This window comes from Streptomyces sp. BYX5S (genome assembly GCF_054724165.1).
Genome location: NZ_CM138829.1, coordinates 5,450,905 through 5,466,800, shown reverse-complemented (window position 1 = coordinate 5,466,800; position 15,896 = coordinate 5,450,905). Strand labels below are relative to the sequence as shown.

Below are 15,896 nucleotides of genomic sequence, written 5' to 3'. Positions count from 1 at the left end.
GTCACCCGACTGCCGAGCATCGAAGCGCTTCGAAGCTGTGTCCTCCTCCCCGCTCTCCTCACCGGCCAAGGGACTCGCACGTGACCGAAAGATCTCCGCTTTGCCCCGACGCCGACGCGCCCGACGGCAAGCGCGTCGACGAGCTGCTCGCCCGGCTCTCGCTCGACGAACGCCTCGCGCTCCTGCACCAGTTCACGCCCGAGGTGCCCCGGCTCGGCCTCGCCGCGTTCCGCACCGGCCAGGAGGCCCTGCACGGCGTCGCGTGGATGGGCGGGGCCACCGTCTTCCCGCAGGCCGTCGGCCTCGGCGCCACCTGGAACGACGTGCTGCTGCGCCGCGTCGGCGACGCGGTGTCGAAGGAGGCCCGCGCCATGCGTGAGCGCGACGACCGGGTCGGCCTCAACGTGTGGGCGCCCGTGGTGAATCTGCTGCGCAACCCGCTGTGGGGCAGGAACGAGGAGGGCTACTCCGAGGACCCGCACCTCACCGCCGCGATCGCCACGGCGTACACCCGCGGCCTGCGCGGCGACCACCCCGTGTACTGGCGCACCGCCCCCGTCCTCAAGCACTGGCTCGCCCACAACAACGAGACGGCCCGCGACACCTCGAACGCCTCCGTGCGCCCGCGGGTGCTGCACGAGTACGACCTCACGGCGTTCCGGCGGCCCGTCGAGGCGGGCGCCGTGGCCGGCGTCATGCCCGCCTACAACCTCGTCAACGGCCGCCCGAACCACGTATCGCCGTATCTGCGCGAGCAGTTGAGGACCTGGACCGGTCAGGACCTCCTCGTCTGCTCCGACGCGGGCGCGCCCAGCAACCTCGTCGACTCCGAGCACTACTTCGACACCCACGAGGAAGCCCTCGCCGCCTCCTTGCGCGCCGGCGTCGACAGCTTCACCGACCACGGCACCGACTCCGCCACGACCGTCAACAGGCTGCGCCGCGCCTACGACCAGGGACTGATCACCGAGGCCGACATCGACGCGGCCGTGCGCAGACAGCTCACCGTGCGGGCCCGCCTCGGCGAGTTCGCCGACACCGAACCCCTCGGCTCTGACTGGGACTTCGACACCGAGGACCATCGCGCGCTCGCCCAGGAGGCCGCCGAGCAGGCGATCGTGCTGCTCAAGAACGACGGCCTGCTGCCGCTTCCCGAAGGCGCCCGGATCGCCGTCGTCGGCCCGCTCGCCGACGCGTGCAAGACCGACTGGTACAGCGGCACGCTCCTGCACCGCTCGACCCCGCTCGACGGCCTGCGGGAGCGGTTCGGCGCGGAGCGCGTCACCTACGCGGAGGGCGCGGACCGGGTGCGGCTGCGGTGCGCCGAGGGCTGGCTGCACGTGCCGGAGTCCTCCGGCGCCGGGGCGGCCACCGCCGAGGTGGCCCTCGACCCGGCGCTGATCGCGGGCCGCACCGACCTGCCCCCGCTGACCGTCCGCGCCACCGAGGGCACCGAACTCGCCCTCACCGACTGGGGAAACGGCGTCCTCACGCTGCGCGCGCCCGACGGCCGCCACCTCTCGGTCGCCGACGACGGCCACGTCCGGGCCTCCGCCGAACAGCCGGGCGGCTGGGTCGTCCAGGAGACGTACACCCTCGAAGAGCACGGGGACGGTCACCTCCTCAAGCACGCCGGAACGGGTCGGTACGTGGCTGTCGCCACCGACGGCGTGAAGGTTGCCGACCACGGCACGGTTTTCCGGATCGAGGTCCTGGAGCGCGGCACCGACGCCGTGACCCGCGCCGCGGCCGGGGCCGACGTGGTGCTCGTCGTCGCGGGCAACGACCCGCACATCAACGGCCGCGAGACCGAGGACCGTACGAGCCTCGAACTCCCGGCGCGACAGGACGCGTTGTGGCGCGCGGCCCGCGCCGCCAACCCGCGCACCGCCCTCGCGCTCGTCTCCTCGTACCCGTACGCGGTGCCCGCCGCGCACGCCGAGCTGCCCGCCCTGCTGTGGTCCGCGCACGGCGGGCAGGCCGCGGGCCGCGCGCTCGCCCGTGTCCTCGCCGGTGACATCAGCCCGGCCGGTCGGCTCCCGCAGACCTGGTACGCGGCCGACACCGACCTGCCCGGCCTGCTCGACTACGACATCATCGGCTCCCGCCAGACCTACCTGTACTTCCGGGGCGTGCCGCTCTACCCGTTCGGACACGGCCTGTCCTACGCGGAGTTCGGCTACGACGCCCTGTTCGTGGCCCGCCCCGACGACGACACGGTCGAGGTCACCTTCACCGTCACCAACACGGGCGGGCGCACGGCGGACGAGGTGGCGCAGCTGTACGTGCGCGCGGTCGACGCCGCCGTGCCGCGCCCGCGCCGCCAGCTCGTCGCGCACCGCCGGCTGACCCTCGCCGCGGGCGCCTCGGAGCGGGTCACCTTCCGGGTGCCGGTCGCCGACCTCGGCCACTGGGACGTGGCGCGCGACCGCTGGAGCGTCGCCGACGGCCCGTACGAACTGCTCGTCGGCGCCTCCAGCGAGGACATCCGGCTCACCGACACCCTGCCCGTCGAGGGCGAATCACCCATGCCGCGCCCGGTCCACACCCACGGCCTCGAAGCGGCGACGTACGACGCACAGCACGGCGGCGTCGACATCGTCGACCGTACGAAGACGCACGGGGACGCCGTCACGGCCCTCGGCAAAGAGTCCGAACTCCACTATCGGGACTGCGACTTCGGCCCCGAAGGTGTCTCGGCCGTCCGCCTCGACGTCGCCGGCGAAGGCGCCGTGGAGGTCGGCGACGACTGTCGCGTCGAGGTGCCCGCGACCGGCGGCCCGTACCACTACGTGACGGTGGACGCCGACTTCACCGCCACCGGCGTGCGCGACCTGCGCGTCCGGCTGCGCGGCAGCGTCCGGCTCGCCCGCCTCACCTTCATCCCAGGCAACTCATCACGCGACTCACGGGGGACCGGCGTATGAAGTTCACGGACGGCTACTGGCTGATGCGGGAGGGTGTGCGGGCCGCGTACGCCACCGAGGTGCGGGACGTGCGACGCGAGCCGGACCGGTTCACGGCCTACGCGGCCGTGCGGACCGTCCGCCAGCGTGGTGACACCCTCAACTCGCCCCTGATCACCGTGGATTGCTTCTCGCCCGCCGAAGGTGTCATCGGCGTCCGCCTGACCCACCACGCGGGCAGGCGGCACCGCGGGCCGGACTTCGAACTCCAGCCGACCGAGGGCGGCAGCGGCGCCCGCGTCACCGACGAGGACGGCGTCGTCGAACTCGTCACGGGACCGCTCACCGTCCGCCTCGACACCACGGGGGAGTGGGGCATGGAGTTCACCGACACCACCACGGGGGAGCGGCTGACGGGTGTCGACCGGCGCGGCGCGGCCTTCGCCACCACCCCCGACGGCGCCCACCACACCATCGCCCAACTCGCCCTCGGCGTCGGTGAACACATCTACGGCCTCGGCGAACGCTTCACCCCCTTCGTCAAGAACGGCCAGAGCGTCGACATCTGGCAGGCCGACGGCGGCACCAGCAGCGAACAGGCCTACAAGAACGTCCCGTTCCACCTCTCCTCCCGCGGTTACGGCGTCCTCGTCAACCACCCCGGAAAGGTCTCCTACGAGATCGGCTCGGAGTCGGTCGGCCAACTCCAGTTCAGCGTCGAGGACCAGTCCATCGAGTTCTACGTCGTCGCGGGCCCCACCCCCAAGGACGTCCTGCGCCGCTACACGGCCCTCACCGGCCGCCCGGCGCTGCCGCCCGCCTGGTCCTTCGGCCTGTGGCTGACGACGTCGTTCTGCACCCAGTACGACGAGGAGACCGTCACCTCCTTCGTCGACGGCATGGCCGAGCGCGACATCCCGCTCAGCGTCTTCCACTTCGACTGCTTCTGGATGCGCGAGTACCAGTGGTCGGACTTCGCCTGGGACGAGGAGGCCTTCCCCGACGCGGCGGGCATGCTGGCCCGCCTCAAGGCGCGCGGGCTGCGCATCTCCGTGTGGATCAACCCGTACATCGCGCAGAAGTCCGCCCTGTTCCAAGAGGCCTTGGAACAGGGGCACTTGGTGACCAAGCCGAACGGTGACGTCTGGCAGTGGGACCTGTGGCAGGCGGGCATGGCGCTCGTCGACTTCACCAGCCCGGCCGCGCGCGAGTGGTACGCGGGCAAGCTGCGCACCCTCCTCGCGATGGGCGTCGACACCTTCAAGACGGACTTCGGCGAACGCGTCCCCACCGACGTCGCCTGGCACGACGGCTCCGACCCCGAGCGCATGCACAACTACTACACCCATCTCTACAACCGCACCGTCTTCGAACTCCTGGAGAAGGAGCGCGGCAGCGGCGAGGCCGTCGTCTTCGCGCGCTCGGCCACCGTCGGAGGCCAGCAGTTCCCGGTGCACTGGGGCGGCGACTGCTTCGCGTCGTTCGGCGCCATGGCCGAGTCGCTGCGCGGCGGTCTGTCCCTGTCGCTGTCCGGGTTCGGTTTCTGGTCGCACGACATCGGCGGCTTCGAGGGCACCCCCGACCCGGCGGTCTTCAAACGGTGGCTCGCCTTCGGCCTGCTGTCCTCCCACAGCCGGCTGCACGGCAACGTCTCCTACCGCGTCCCGTGGGAGTTCGGCGAGGAGGCCGTCGACGTGGCACGCCGGTTCACCCGGCTCAAGCACCGCCTCATGCCGTACCTGTACGGCGCCGCGACCGAGGCGCACACCACGGGAGTCCCGGTGATGCGCCCGATGGTGCTGGAGTTCCCCGACGACCCGACGGCGCGCACCCTCGACCGCCAGTACATGCTCGGCCCGGACCTGCTGGTGGCGCCGGTGTTCACGGCCGACGGCGACGTGGAGTTCTACCTGCCCGCGGGCACGTGGACCCACCTGCTCACCGGTGAGCGGGTCGAGGGCCCCGCCTGGCGCCGCGAACGCCACGGCTTCGACAGCCTGCCGCTGTACGTACGGCCCGGCGCGGTGCTCCCGCTGGGCGCGGACGACTCCCGCCCGGACGGTGACTGGCTCGACGGCCTGACGCTGCTCGTCGCGCCGGGCGCGGCCGACGCGACGGTGACGGTGCCGGGGCGCGGCGGCGGCGCGGGCGCGACGTACCGATTGAGCCAGGGCGCCGTCGTGGAGGTGGCCGGGACCGGGCTTCCGTACACGGTGCGGGAGTTGTAGTCAGGTGGTGCGGGCTCCGGTGGGCCGCCGGGCGCTGCCGGGGGTTCACCGGGGCCCGTGGGGACCCCTGGGGTGACACCACCTCCTTCGCGTGAGTAAGGTGAGCCTTGCCTAAGTTTGGAGTGGAGATGGTCAACCCAGTGGCGCACCCTGAGCTCACCCCCGCCGAGCGGGCTCGTACGATCCTCGCCGCCGCCGACACCCTCACGCTGACCACGACCGACCCCCGCCAACGCCTCGACTGCGTCGGCCTCTACGCCGTGGACGCCGCGTCCCGGCTCGTGCTGCTCGACCCCGCTGACACCCGCCTCACCGACGCGCTCGCCACCGCCCCGCGCTCGGGCCTCGGCGCGTACGCGGAGTTCACCGACGTGGCCCCCGTCGTGGTCCGCGACCGGGTGCGAGCCCGCCTCGCCCTCAGCGGCCGGCTCAGCAACGCGGGCCCCGACACGCTGGTGTTCCGCCCGGCGCGGGCCGCCTTCGCCGAGGACGACACGGTCCGCGTCCTCGACATGACCGAACTCGCCGCCGCGGCACCGGACCCGCTGGCCTCCGTCGAGGCGGAACTGCTCTCGCACCTGGACACGGGCCACGCGGACCTCCTGGTCCAACTCGCGGAAACGGTCGGCGAACGGGACCTGGCCGACGTCCTGGACATCCGCCCCGTGCGCCTCGACCGCAAGGGCCTCGTCCTGCGCCTCGAACGCGACCAGTCTCACGAGGACGCCCGCATCGCCTTCCACACCCCGGCCGTCGGCCCCCACGAGGTGGGCCACCGCATCCAGGAACTCCTCGACGTCGCGGCCGCCCGCGCCCACCGCTGAACGCCAGGAACTCACGGCCCCGCCCGGCGCGGGCCCGACGGCTCCCGGTGGGCGCTCAGGCTCTGCCCAAGGACCGCGTCATGTCCTGCGGTTACTGGACACACTGAGCGCCTGCTGCCCCTGCTGGGCGCGCTGCAACTCGTCCAGCGCCACCGACACGGGGTCGGGCCGCCGCTCGGCGGTGCCCAGCCGCCGGTACCAGTCGCGCAGCGCCACATAGGCGGAGGCGGGCAGCAGCCGCCGCAGGACCGGCACCGCCACCTTCGCCACCCCGTGCAGCGGATGGTGGACCGCCGGTGTCCGCGGCTGCTTCGCTGCGGCCGCCACCGGCTTCTCGGCACCCGGCACGGAGAGCTTGACTCCGGACAGACGCGGCGCGCTGAGCCACCCGCCCACGTTCAGACGCAGGCACACGTGCCACGCGCCGGGGTCCAGCGGGCCCGACACCTGGTCGACACCGGCCGGGTCGATGGTGCAGTCGGTCGTCCAGTGCATCTCCCACAGATCGGGGTCCGCGGCGTGCGGCGTGGGCTGGAGCCGCGACCGGCCGGTGGTCACCACCAGCTGCGTGCCGCCCGCCTTGTGGTGCACGAGCCCCTGCGCCTTGGCCTTCGTCAGCGGCTCGGTGAAGTCGAGCGCGGAGTCCAGCCCCGGCAGCCCGTCGAGGTCCGCCGGCGGCTGCCACGTCCACCGCACCCGCTTCCTGCCGGCCGCCGTCTCGGACACCGAGCGGCGGAACAGCAGCGGGGTGCTCTCGCCGGTCTCCGGATCGGTCCGCACCAGCGACGTGCTGGCCCGGACCCGCAGCGCCCCGTCCTGCCGCACGCACTCCTCGACCTTCGGCAGGTGCCGTACGCCGCTCTCGAACCGCGTGTACGCGTGGATCGCCTCGTGGTCCCCGGCCCGGCACAGCCGGGACAGCACGCCGAGGCGCTCCGGCAGATGCCGGTCCACGGCCGTCGGCAGCTCGGCCGCCAGATCGATGACGTGCCGGCGCCAGGCCGCGCGACGCTCCTCGTCCTGGCTGAGGAAACCTTTCCCGGTGAGCCGCTTCAGCGCCTTGCTGCCGTACCAGTTCGCGGTGAACCGGTGCCGCTGCTCGTCGTCCGCCACCTGCGTGTCCGGGGCGTGCAGCAGCGCGATGATGCGCCGCACCGACTTGATGTAGGGCTCCGGCTCGATCGGCGTGTAGCTGATGTTGTGCTTGCCGTTGTTGTGCCGCACCCAGTGGTACGTCGTGTAGTCCGACACCGTGCTGACCTGCTTGGCGAGCAGGTACGCCCGCAGCATGAACAGGTGGTCCTCCAGCCGGACCCGGCCCTCGTCGAAGCGCAGGCCGTGGTCGAGGAGGAACTGCCGGCGGAACAGCTTGTGCACGGTCATGCTGCCGAGCAGCACCGGATTCTCCCGCAGTGAACCGCGCTCCAGCGGCTTGGCGAACGGGGCCCGCGGCGCCCCGCGCCCGTGCCCCGCCATGCGCCCGGCCACGATGTCCGCGTCGGTCTCCTTGGCGCGCGCGTACAGCCGCTCCAGTGCCTCGGGGGCCAGCCAGTCGTCGTCGTCGACGAAGTGCACGTACTCGCCGCGGGCCCGGTCCACACCGGTGTTGCGGGGGCGTCCGGGCCAGCCCGAGTTGGTCATCGGGACGACCTGCATGTTGTCCTCGTCGGCCAATTCCCTTTCCAGGAATTCGACGGTGTCGTCCGTCGAACCGTCGTCCACGTAGAGCACTTCGAAATCCGTGCGGGGCATGGACTGTTTCCGGAGAGCGTCGAGGCCGACCATGACGTCTTCGCCGGTGTTGTGCGTCGGAATGATGACGGTGACTTTTACGGGGCTCATGTATGGCTGTCAATCCGTGCGCTCGGACCAGTTCCGAGGGGAGGGCTCGTAAGTTATCAGCGTTGGCTGTCTGCACAGGTAACGCACACCCATGGTCGCGCGGCGATATGAAGATCGCACGGAATGGAGAGAGTCACTGCTTCGAGTGAAGCGCGCAGAGCCGCCACAGGGTTTTGTTCCGGGTCTGCGACGGTGAGCTTCATGGCTTCTCTGTACCGGACTCTGCTGAACGGAATCGCCCGGACCGGGGCACAGGTCATCGACCTCGCCCCTGGAGCTGCGGTCCTTGTGCACCGGCGGCATGGCAAGTGGACCAGCACGGCGTTCGGGGACGGCGCCCACCTCGTCGTCGACCGCCGCAGGTCCAGCGGCGCGGAGCGGGAATTCCAGAAGGCCGCGGCCGACTACCTCGCGGGCCGCCACGTCGCCGAGATGCTCAGCTACTACGGAGTGAACTGCGTATTCGACGTCGGTGCCAACGTCGGACAGTACGGAAAGCGGCTCAGGCGATTCGGATACCGGGGCCGCATTGTATCGTTCGAACCCGTTCCGCGCTTCTTGGGCAAGCTCCAGAAGCGGGCCGCGGGGGACCCGGACTGGCATGTCTTTCCGTGCGGGCTGGGCCGAACGGACGAATCCCGGCCCATGCACGTCGAGTGGAACACCATGAACTCGCTGCTGCCTCCGAGTGACTACGGAAGCGCGGCGTACAAACGCTTCACGAAAGACCGCACGCAGGAAATCCAGATCTGCCGCCTCGACGGCCTCATGGACCAGGCCCTCGCCGGCCTCCCCGACCCGCGGCCCTTCCTCAAGATGGACACGCAGGGCTACGACCTGGAGGTCTTCGCCGGGGCCGGCGACCGCGTCGAGGACTTCGTCGGACTCCAGTCGGAGGTCGCGCTCCTGCGCCTCTACGAAGGCAGCCCGCGCATGGAGGAGGCCCTCGCGCAGTACGAGGGCCGCGGCTTCGAGGTCACCGGTATGTACCCGGTGACCCGCGAGGAGGCCACCGGGCGGGTGCTCGAGTTCGACTGCGTGATGATGCGGGCCGCGGCGGCCCCCACGCCGGTCCCGGGCGCACGGCAGCACGCACCGGCGGAGCGTCCCGCCGCGGACCCGGCGCTCTAGCGCTCCAGCTCGCGGTGCGCGCTCTCCGGCAGTCTCAGGTACACCACGGACGACACAAGGCACAGTAGGGCGACGTACCACGGGAACAGCCCGCTATGCCCAAGATCCTTGAAGAGTGTGCCCATGTACGGCGCCGTGCCGCCGAACAGCGCCACCGTCAGCGAATAGGGGAACCCGATCCCGGCGGCCCGCACGCGCGCCGGGAACACCTCCGCGTTCACCGCGGCGGAGATCGAGGTGAACCCGGTGAGCAGCACCATCCCGGCGCACTGCACGAACAGCAGGGACCAGAACGTCCCCGTCAGAAAGTGCAGCAGCGGCACGCTCAGCAGCGCGAACCCGAGCCCGAAGAACAGCAGCAACGGCTTGCGCCCGAACCGGTCGGACACCAGCCCGCCGACCGGTTGCAGCAGCGCGAAGAACGCGAGCGAGATCGTCCCCACCGTCAACGCCTGCGACTTGTCGATCCCGGTGTTCAGCTCCGCGTACGTCGGCAGGTACGAGGTCCACGTGTAGTACGCGAGCGTGCCACCGGCCGTGATCCCGCAGATCAGCAACGACTGCCGCGGATACTGCCGCAACGCGTCGAACAGCCCCGGCCGCTCGTGCCCCGCGCCGCGGGTCTCCTGCGCGCCCTGCCGGATCCAGAACCCGACGAGACTGAGCACCGCCCCCGCCAGGAACGGCACCCGCCAGCCCCACCCGTCCATCTGTCCCTCGCTGAGCGTGGCCACGAGCAGCGCGGCGACGCCCGAGGCGATCAGCTGGCCGATGGACGTGGACACGTACTGGAACGACGAGAACAGCCCGCGCCGCCGCGGCCCCGCCGACTCCACGAGAAACGTCGTCGACGCCGCGAACTCCCCTCCCACGGACAGCCCTTGCAGCAGCCGCGCCACCACCAGCACGACCGGCGCGAGCACGCCCACGGACGCGTAGGTGGGTGTCAGCCCGACCAGCAGACTGCTGCCACCCATCAACAGGATCGTCACGGTCAGCGCGGCCCGCCGCCCCCGCCGATCCGCCACCGCCCCCATCACCAGCCCACCCACCGGCCGCATGAAGAACCCCACCGCGAACACGGCGAAGGTGGCGAGCAGCGGCACGAGCGAGTTGTCGGCCCCCTTCGGAAACACCTGATCGGCGATGTAGGTGGCCAGGAAGGTGTACGCGTACCAGTCGTACCACTCGACGGCGTTGCCGACGGAGGCGGCGAGCAACTGCCGGAGGGGGTGTGCGGGTGGGGCCGCGGTGGTGGTCGTCTGTGTCATGCGCCTGACGCTAACCCCGGGAACTCCCTGCTCACATGCGGTTTGACCGAGTCGTCACATGCGTGTCATCGATGGTGCGGAGACCCTTCGTTCGCGCACTGTCAGTTCACGGAAACCGCCTAGGCTTGGTCAACTCGACGAGTCCGGAGGGGACATGACCGAGGTGAGCCGGCTCGACGACATGGTCACCGGGGCCGCCGAGCGGCTCGGCGGTCTGGACACTCTGGTCACGGTGGTCGGCGGGCAGGTCGCTTTCGTTCCCGCGGTCAGACTTCACGAGATGAAGGACGAGGACTGGGACACCGTCTACGAGGTGAACCTGCGCTACGTGGTGCGTGCCGTGCGGCGCGTACTCCGCCTGTTCCTGGAGCAGGGCACGGGCGGGAACATCGTCAGCATCGGCTCGGTCACCGGGTTCATGGCCGCGCCGCAGCAGGCCGGTTACGGCGCCGCGAAGGCCGGCCTCCACAGCCTGGCGCGTACCGTCGCCGCCGAGTACGCGGCGGACGGCATCCGGATGAACGTCGTCGCCGGTGGAGCCATCAACACCGCGGTCAACCAGGCCGAGTCCGCGGGTGCCTGGGTCCCCGAGATTCCGGCCGGGCGCTACGGAGCGTCGGAGGAGATGGCCGAGGCCGCCGTCTACCTGGCCTCGGACGCGGCACGCTATGTCACCGGACAGCAGATCGTCCTCGACGGAGGCGTGTCCGTGCGTGGTCCGTTCCCCGAATGACTGGCTCCCCGGTCGCCGAGGAAAAAGGTGATCCGATCCCGCGTTCAAGCGTGGCGTGCGAGGATGCCGGGATGTCTCGTCGAACACGCCTTCTGTGGTGGGTCGTTCCAGCAGTCTTGTCCGCCGTGCTGCTCGTCGTGTTCCTCCACCCCTGGGGCGACGAGTCCGACTCCGCGGTCTTCCCGCGCGCGACCGGGTCCGTCTCTCCCACGGTGGCTCGGACGGCTCGCGAGTACCTTCACCTGTCACAGCCGTCGGGCGAGGAGAAGACGGTGCGCCTGAGGGTGGACGGCATCCTGCGAGGGCAGCAATACAACGCCGTCTCGGGCAACCTGGACTTCCTGAACGACGAGGGCGAGGTCGTCGCCCGGGTCCCGTTCCATGTCATGGGTCTGGCCGACGGGCCGCTGGAGAGCTCGACGAGCGAGCACCGGCCGGACCGGCGGGCCGAGGACGTCACCGGGGTCGAGCTCGGTCCCGGGCTGAAGCTCTCGGAGTGGCGGAGCGAACCGTAGGGGCTCGGGCCGGGGCCCGGGCCGGGTGACGCGGTGTTCGGTGTTCGGTGTTCGTAGCGGCATCGGTGCGTCCAACCGGGCGATGTCGCCGATGAGTTCACCGGCCCCGAACGGTCTGCCCAGCGATGCGACCGTTCTCGACAGGAGTGCCATGTCCACCATCCAGCCAGTGATCCTGACGGCCGACCAGGACGTTCTGCTCGGCTTCTACACGAAACTGTTCGGGGCCGAGGAGGTCTTCCGCGTACCGGCGAAGGGCCCCGTCTTCTATCGCGGCCTGCGCATTGGTGACACCGACCTCGGGCTGGTGACCAAGGACGACCCGGGGAGCGGGGCGGCGCCGCGGATCCTGCTCAGTATCGGTGTGGACGACGTCGACGCGATGGTCGGCCGGGTGGAGGAACTGGGCGGCTCGGTCACCGGCGGCCCCAACGACATGCCGTGGGGGCAGCGCGTCGCCCACATCAAGGACCCCGACGGCAACGCGGTGAACCTCACTCAGCCGATCCCGGTCCGATGACGCTGGTGCGTGGCACTCATGCGGGAGGCGGGCGGGGGCCGGGGGTCGGTGCGGGCCGGTACTCCATCAGCAGGCGCTCTCCCTCGCGTGCCATGCGCCGGAAGCCGGCCTTCTCCCACGCGTGCACGGCCCGTGTGTTCCTCACGGAGGGGTCGACCGTGACCCGTCGCCACCCGAGCGTCGTGCACAGGTAGGTGATCAGCGCGCGGGCCGCGTCCGGCCCCAGTCCGCGGCCTCGGGCCCCGGTGGCCAGGACCATGTCGATTCCGCCCTGATCGGTGTCGGCATGCCAGTACTGCGCGTAGCCGACGGGCTCGCGCTCGGCGTGGATCAGGAAGGACTCGACCTGCGGGCGGCGTCGGCCCACGTACTTCGCGGCGACCTCCTCACGCGGTATCGGCAGCCCACCCCAGTGCTCCACGAATTCGGGATCGGCGAACCAGCGTGCGAGCAGATCCAGATCGGCCTCGGACGTGGGCACGAGGCACGTCCACCGTCCGCTGATGACCGGATCCCTGGGCATGCGCCTCCTCAACTGAGCCCCTCACCCCCGGTCGCGCGCCGCGCCGTGTAGACCGTCGCCTTCATCGGGGCGGTCACCGGGCCGGTGCCGAGGGTGGCGGTCATGGAGCGGATGACGGAGGCGTGAATGGCCGTGGCGTCCGGGCGAGGGGCAAGGGCGGCGTTGATCGGTGTGCCGGTCAGGAGGCCGGTGGCCACGGAGGCGGCTGATTCCGCGACGCCTTCCAGGGTCACTTCCTCGGCGGAGTCGAGGGCGAGGCCCGCCGCCGCGAGGTCTTCGGCGACCACGGCAGGGTCGGCGTAGCCGTGCGGGACGTCGCGGAGGAAGGTGGGGGCGTCCCCGGGCATCGACGATTCCAGGGCGTCCTGGAAGGGCGCGCCGAATCCGTGCGAGGCCACGGGGCCCCAGCTGTTGAACAGGAAGCGTCCCTCCGGGGCGAGGACCCGGCGCACCTGCGCGTAGGCGCCCGGCCTGTCCGGGAAGAACATGACGCCGAACTGGCACAGGACGAGGTCGAACGAGGCGTCCCGGAAGGGGAGTTCCTGCGCGTCGCACTGCCGCCACTGCGCGCGCGGTTCCCGGGCCGAGCCGCGGGCGACCATCGCCTCGTTGAGGTCGGTCGCCAGGACTTGCGCGTCCGGTGCCGCGTCGAGCACGGCGGTGGTGAGGGCTCCGGTGCCCGCGGCGAGTTCGAGCACGCGCCGTGGGCTCAGGGCCGCCGCCCGCGCCGCGAGGTCGGCCGCGAAGGGCCGGAAGAACACCGGCACGAGGTGGCGCTCGTAGGCCTCCGGCATGGAGCTGGTCCACCGCCGGGCCGCATCGGTTCCGCTCACACTCTTGACGGTACTCGCGTCCCCCGGGTTCCGGCAGCCCGAGCCGCCGCGGGGCAGGTCAGGCGGCGGGGGCGCCGTCGTACCGGAGGAAGGCGAGCATCATGGCGCCGAGGTCCTCGATCAGGGTGGGGAGGTCGCTGCCCTCGGCCGCTTCGGCGGCGACGTCGAGGGCCAGGGCACGGGCGAGGGCGGCGTACACGGTGGTGAAGCAGGAGCCGACGGCGCGGACCGGGTCCGGGTGCGCGATCTCGTCGCGCCGGGAGAGGACCAGGTCGACGAACCGGTCGCGGGCGTCCATGTAGCCCGCCTTGCCCACCTTGGCGACGGCCGGGTCGACCGCGCCCCGCTGGAGGAAGGCTCCGAGGGTCTTGCCCTGTTCTTCGAGCACGTCGGCGAAGGCCGCGATGAGCCGCGGGACGAGTTCCGCGAGCGGGGCGCCCGCCCAGCGCCCGGGGTCGGTCATCTCGCGGTGGGCCGCGAGCAGCCGGTCCTGGAAGCGGGTCTGCGCCGCCCGCAGCAGGTCGTCCTTGCCGTCGACCCGCGTGTAGATCGACCCCACCGACACCCCGGAGCGCCGGCTGACCTCGGTCAGGGCGAAGCCCGAGTAGCCCTTCTCCGCCAGCAGGCCGAGGGTCGTGTCGAGGACCAGGTCGAAGGAGCGTTGGCTCCGCTCCTGCTTGGGAGCGCGGATGCCGCCGGTCTTCGACGACGGCTTGGGCGGTGTGGGCATTCGGCAAGTCTATGCAGTCCTGCGCCCCCGGTGTCCGCGCGCTCCGCCCGGCGGGGGACGGGCGCGCGGGACATCGTCGCGTGCCGGCGGCAGCGGTACGCCGGTCAGGCCGCGTACACCGGCCGGGCGGGCGCGGTGGCGCGTGCGGCGAACGCGTGGACCTGGTCCCCGAGCAGGGCCAGTTGCGCCGCCGCGGCCGGGTCCGCGCACGCGCCGTCGGGGCCGAAGAGCGGGCCCTGACCGGAGTTGAGGGTGACACCGAGCGGTGTCGGCCAGCCGCGCATGGCGTGCACGACGTTGCGCAGCGCGGTGAGCGTGGTGCCGCAGGCCTGCCAGCCGGCGGCCGTCACCACGAGGCCGACGGCGCGCCCGTCGAAGTAGACCCGTTCGTCGTCGCGCAGGTCCTCCAACAGGTCGAGTGCGTTCTTGACCAGGCCCGAGATGCCGCCGTGGTAGCCGGGAGAGCCGATGACCAGGCCGTCCGCGCGGCGCACGGCGTCGACGAGGCGGCGCTGCTCGTCGGTGCGCTCGGGCCGCTCGGGGGCGTAGTGGGGCAGCGAGGCGAGGAAGTCGCCGCCGAAGTGGAGGGTGCGGGCGCCGCCGCGTTCGGCGGCGGCGAGCGCGCCGCGGACGGCGAGCTCGCTGCTGGAACCGGGGCGGGTGGTGCCGCCGATGCCGACGATCAGGTGGTTCATCGCTCGCTCCCCGCGGGGGCGCCGGCGCGGAAGCGGGGCATGACCTCGCTCGCGAACAGGTTCATGGACTGGCGCGTGAGGGCGTAGCGCTCGGGGGTGAGCGGGCCCGTGGTGAAGCCCATCAGAATGTTGCCGACGCCCAACTGCTCATAGTGGCCCAGCTGTTCGGCGACCGTGTCCGGGCTGCCGTACAGGCACCAGGTGCGGATCCACTCCTCGCTCAGGGCGTTGGGCGCCTTGGCCGCCGTCAGGTCGACGCCGCTGATGTCCTCGGCGCGCTTGTTGTACGCGTACTCGCGGTCGATGGCCTCCTGGTAGGCGGCCATGATGATCTCCAGCTCGGCGCGGGCCTGCTCATCGGTCTCGGCGACGTGGACGCACTGGTAGGAGTGGGTCATCCACGCCATGCAGTCGTCGATCACCTGCCGCGGGTGGCCGGAGTCGGCCATCGCCGAGCGGTAGGCGTCGAGGTACTTCTGGAAGGCCTTAGACGGCTCACCGGCGGCCGGGATCGGCGGCACGAACGCCGGGATGAACGCCGGCCAGCCGTACTTCGCGGCGCGCGCCGTGCTGGCCTCGCGCATCGCGACGCTCATCAGACGGTGCCGCTCGCTGTACGGGGCGGGGACGACGCGCTGGACGACGGCGCCCTTGTACGGGCCGTGCTCGAACACGATCGGATCGTCGTCGACCTTCTTGGCCCACAGCCGCTGGACCAGCTCGACCTGCGCGTCCATCAGGTCCTTGGAGTCCTGGAAATCGACGCCGAACCCGATGGTCTCCTCGGGGGTGGTGCCGGAGCCGATGCCGACGAGGAGCTTGCCCTTGGTGAGGTGGTCGAGCAGGTTCACGCGCTCGGCGAAGCGCACCGGGTGGTGCAGCGGCAGCGTCGTCACGGAGAAGCCGTAGTGCACGTTCTTCGTCCGCGCGGCCAGGTGGGCGGCGAAGAGGAACGGGTCGGACGACATCGGGGCGTACCCCGTGAAGTGGTGGTCGGGCAGGAACACGGCGTCGAAGCCGAGCCGGTCGGCCTCCAGCGCGTGTTCGGCGAGCGTGTCGATGACGTAGGCGTCGTCGGACGGGCTCATGGAGCGGCCGACGAGGAAGGCGGAGAAGCGCACGGAGGGACCTCCCGTAAGGAAACC

General features: G+C 71.4%; 14 protein-coding genes. 7 read left to right on the top strand and 7 right to left on the bottom strand.

The features are described 5' to 3' along the window. Window positions 1-80: 80 nt before the first annotated feature. The 3 genes from ACYBSK_RS24905 to ACYBSK_RS24895 all read left to right on the top strand — a co-directional run bounded on the left by ACYBSK_RS24905 (window position 81) and on the right by ACYBSK_RS24895 (window position 5,958). On the top strand, window positions 81-2,927 hold the full coding sequence (locus ACYBSK_RS24905) for a glycoside hydrolase family 3 C-terminal domain-containing protein (RefSeq protein WP_460243397.1): 2,847 nt from the start codon (window positions 81-83) through the stop codon (window positions 2,925-2,927). Continuing rightward, window positions 2,924-5,134, top strand: a complete 2,211-nt coding sequence (gene yicI, locus ACYBSK_RS24900) for an alpha-xylosidase (protein ID WP_460243396.1) — start codon at window positions 2,924-2,926, stop codon at window positions 5,132-5,134. Before ACYBSK_RS24905 ends, yicI begins: the two co-directional genes overlap by 4 nt. A 140-nt stretch (window positions 5,135-5,274) precedes the next feature. Further along, the gene (locus ACYBSK_RS24895) at window positions 5,275-5,958 is read left to right on the top strand and encodes a DUF2470 domain-containing protein (RefSeq protein WP_460243394.1); all 684 of its coding nucleotides are present in this window, start codon (window positions 5,275-5,277) and stop codon (window positions 5,956-5,958) included. Between the two features lie 78 nt (window positions 5,959-6,036). Here the strand turns inward: ACYBSK_RS24895 and ACYBSK_RS24890 are convergent, their stop codons facing one another. Further along, window positions 6,037-7,743 (bottom strand): glycosyltransferase family 2 protein, encoded by a 1,707-nt coding sequence (locus tag ACYBSK_RS24890; protein ID WP_460247094.1) that lies wholly within the window; start codon window positions 7,741-7,743, stop codon window positions 6,037-6,039. Window positions 7,744-8,001: 258 nt separating this feature from the next. On the opposite strand from ACYBSK_RS24890, the gene ACYBSK_RS24885 reads away from it, so the two are divergent. Beyond that, window positions 8,002-8,931 (top strand): FkbM family methyltransferase, encoded by a 930-nt coding sequence (locus ACYBSK_RS24885; protein ID WP_460243393.1) that lies wholly within the window; start codon window positions 8,002-8,004, stop codon window positions 8,929-8,931. Here ACYBSK_RS24885 and ACYBSK_RS24880 read toward each other — a convergent pair. Beyond that, window positions 8,928-10,202 (bottom strand): MFS transporter, encoded by a 1,275-nt coding sequence (locus tag ACYBSK_RS24880; RefSeq protein WP_460243392.1) that lies wholly within the window; start codon window positions 10,200-10,202, stop codon window positions 8,928-8,930. The two genes, ACYBSK_RS24885 and ACYBSK_RS24880, sit on opposite strands and share 4 nt — an antisense overlap. A gap of 154 nt (window positions 10,203-10,356) precedes the next feature. On the opposite strand from ACYBSK_RS24880, the gene ACYBSK_RS24875 reads away from it, so the two are divergent. The 3 genes from ACYBSK_RS24875 (at window position 10,357) to ACYBSK_RS24865 (ending at window position 11,970) form a co-directional block, all read left to right on the top strand. Further along, window positions 10,357-10,935 (top strand): SDR family NAD(P)-dependent oxidoreductase, encoded by a 579-nt coding sequence (locus tag ACYBSK_RS24875; RefSeq protein WP_460243391.1) that lies wholly within the window; start codon window positions 10,357-10,359, stop codon window positions 10,933-10,935. Between the two features lie 125 nt (window positions 10,936-11,060). Further along, window positions 11,061-11,450, top strand: a complete 390-nt coding sequence (locus tag ACYBSK_RS24870; protein WP_460243390.1) for a hypothetical protein — start codon at window positions 11,061-11,063, stop codon at window positions 11,448-11,450. Between the two features lie 151 nt (window positions 11,451-11,601). Further along, a complete protein-coding gene (locus ACYBSK_RS24865) occupies window positions 11,602-11,970 on the top strand; it encodes a VOC family protein (protein WP_457479432.1) in 369 nt (122 codons plus the stop codon). A 16-nt stretch (window positions 11,971-11,986) separates the two neighbouring features. On the opposite strand, the gene ACYBSK_RS24860 is transcribed toward ACYBSK_RS24865, so the two are convergent. The 5 genes from ACYBSK_RS24860 to ACYBSK_RS24840 all read right to left on the bottom strand — a co-directional run bounded on the left by ACYBSK_RS24860 (window position 11,987) and on the right by ACYBSK_RS24840 (window position 15,872). Continuing rightward, the gene (locus tag ACYBSK_RS24860) at window positions 11,987-12,493 is read right to left on the bottom strand and encodes a GNAT family N-acetyltransferase (RefSeq protein ID WP_460243389.1); all 507 of its coding nucleotides are present in this window, start codon (window positions 12,491-12,493) and stop codon (window positions 11,987-11,989) included. 8 nt (window positions 12,494-12,501) lie between these two features. Continuing rightward, window positions 12,502-13,287, bottom strand: coding sequence for a class I SAM-dependent methyltransferase (locus ACYBSK_RS24855; protein ID WP_460247093.1), 786 nt, complete (start codon window positions 13,285-13,287; stop codon window positions 12,502-12,504). 97 nt (window positions 13,288-13,384) lie between these two features. Further along, on the bottom strand, window positions 13,385-14,056 hold the full coding sequence (locus tag ACYBSK_RS24850) for a TetR/AcrR family transcriptional regulator (protein WP_457479430.1): 672 nt from the start codon (window positions 14,054-14,056) through the stop codon (window positions 13,385-13,387). Between the two features lie 104 nt (window positions 14,057-14,160). Next, the gene (locus tag ACYBSK_RS24845; RefSeq protein WP_457479429.1) at window positions 14,161-14,751 is read right to left on the bottom strand and encodes an NADPH-dependent FMN reductase; all 591 of its coding nucleotides are present in this window, start codon (window positions 14,749-14,751) and stop codon (window positions 14,161-14,163) included. Beyond that, window positions 14,748-15,872, bottom strand: coding sequence for an LLM class flavin-dependent oxidoreductase (locus tag ACYBSK_RS24840; protein WP_460243388.1), 1,125 nt, complete (start codon window positions 15,870-15,872; stop codon window positions 14,748-14,750). Before ACYBSK_RS24840 ends, ACYBSK_RS24845 begins: the two co-directional genes overlap by 4 nt. Window positions 15,873-15,896: the final 24 nt, after the last annotated feature.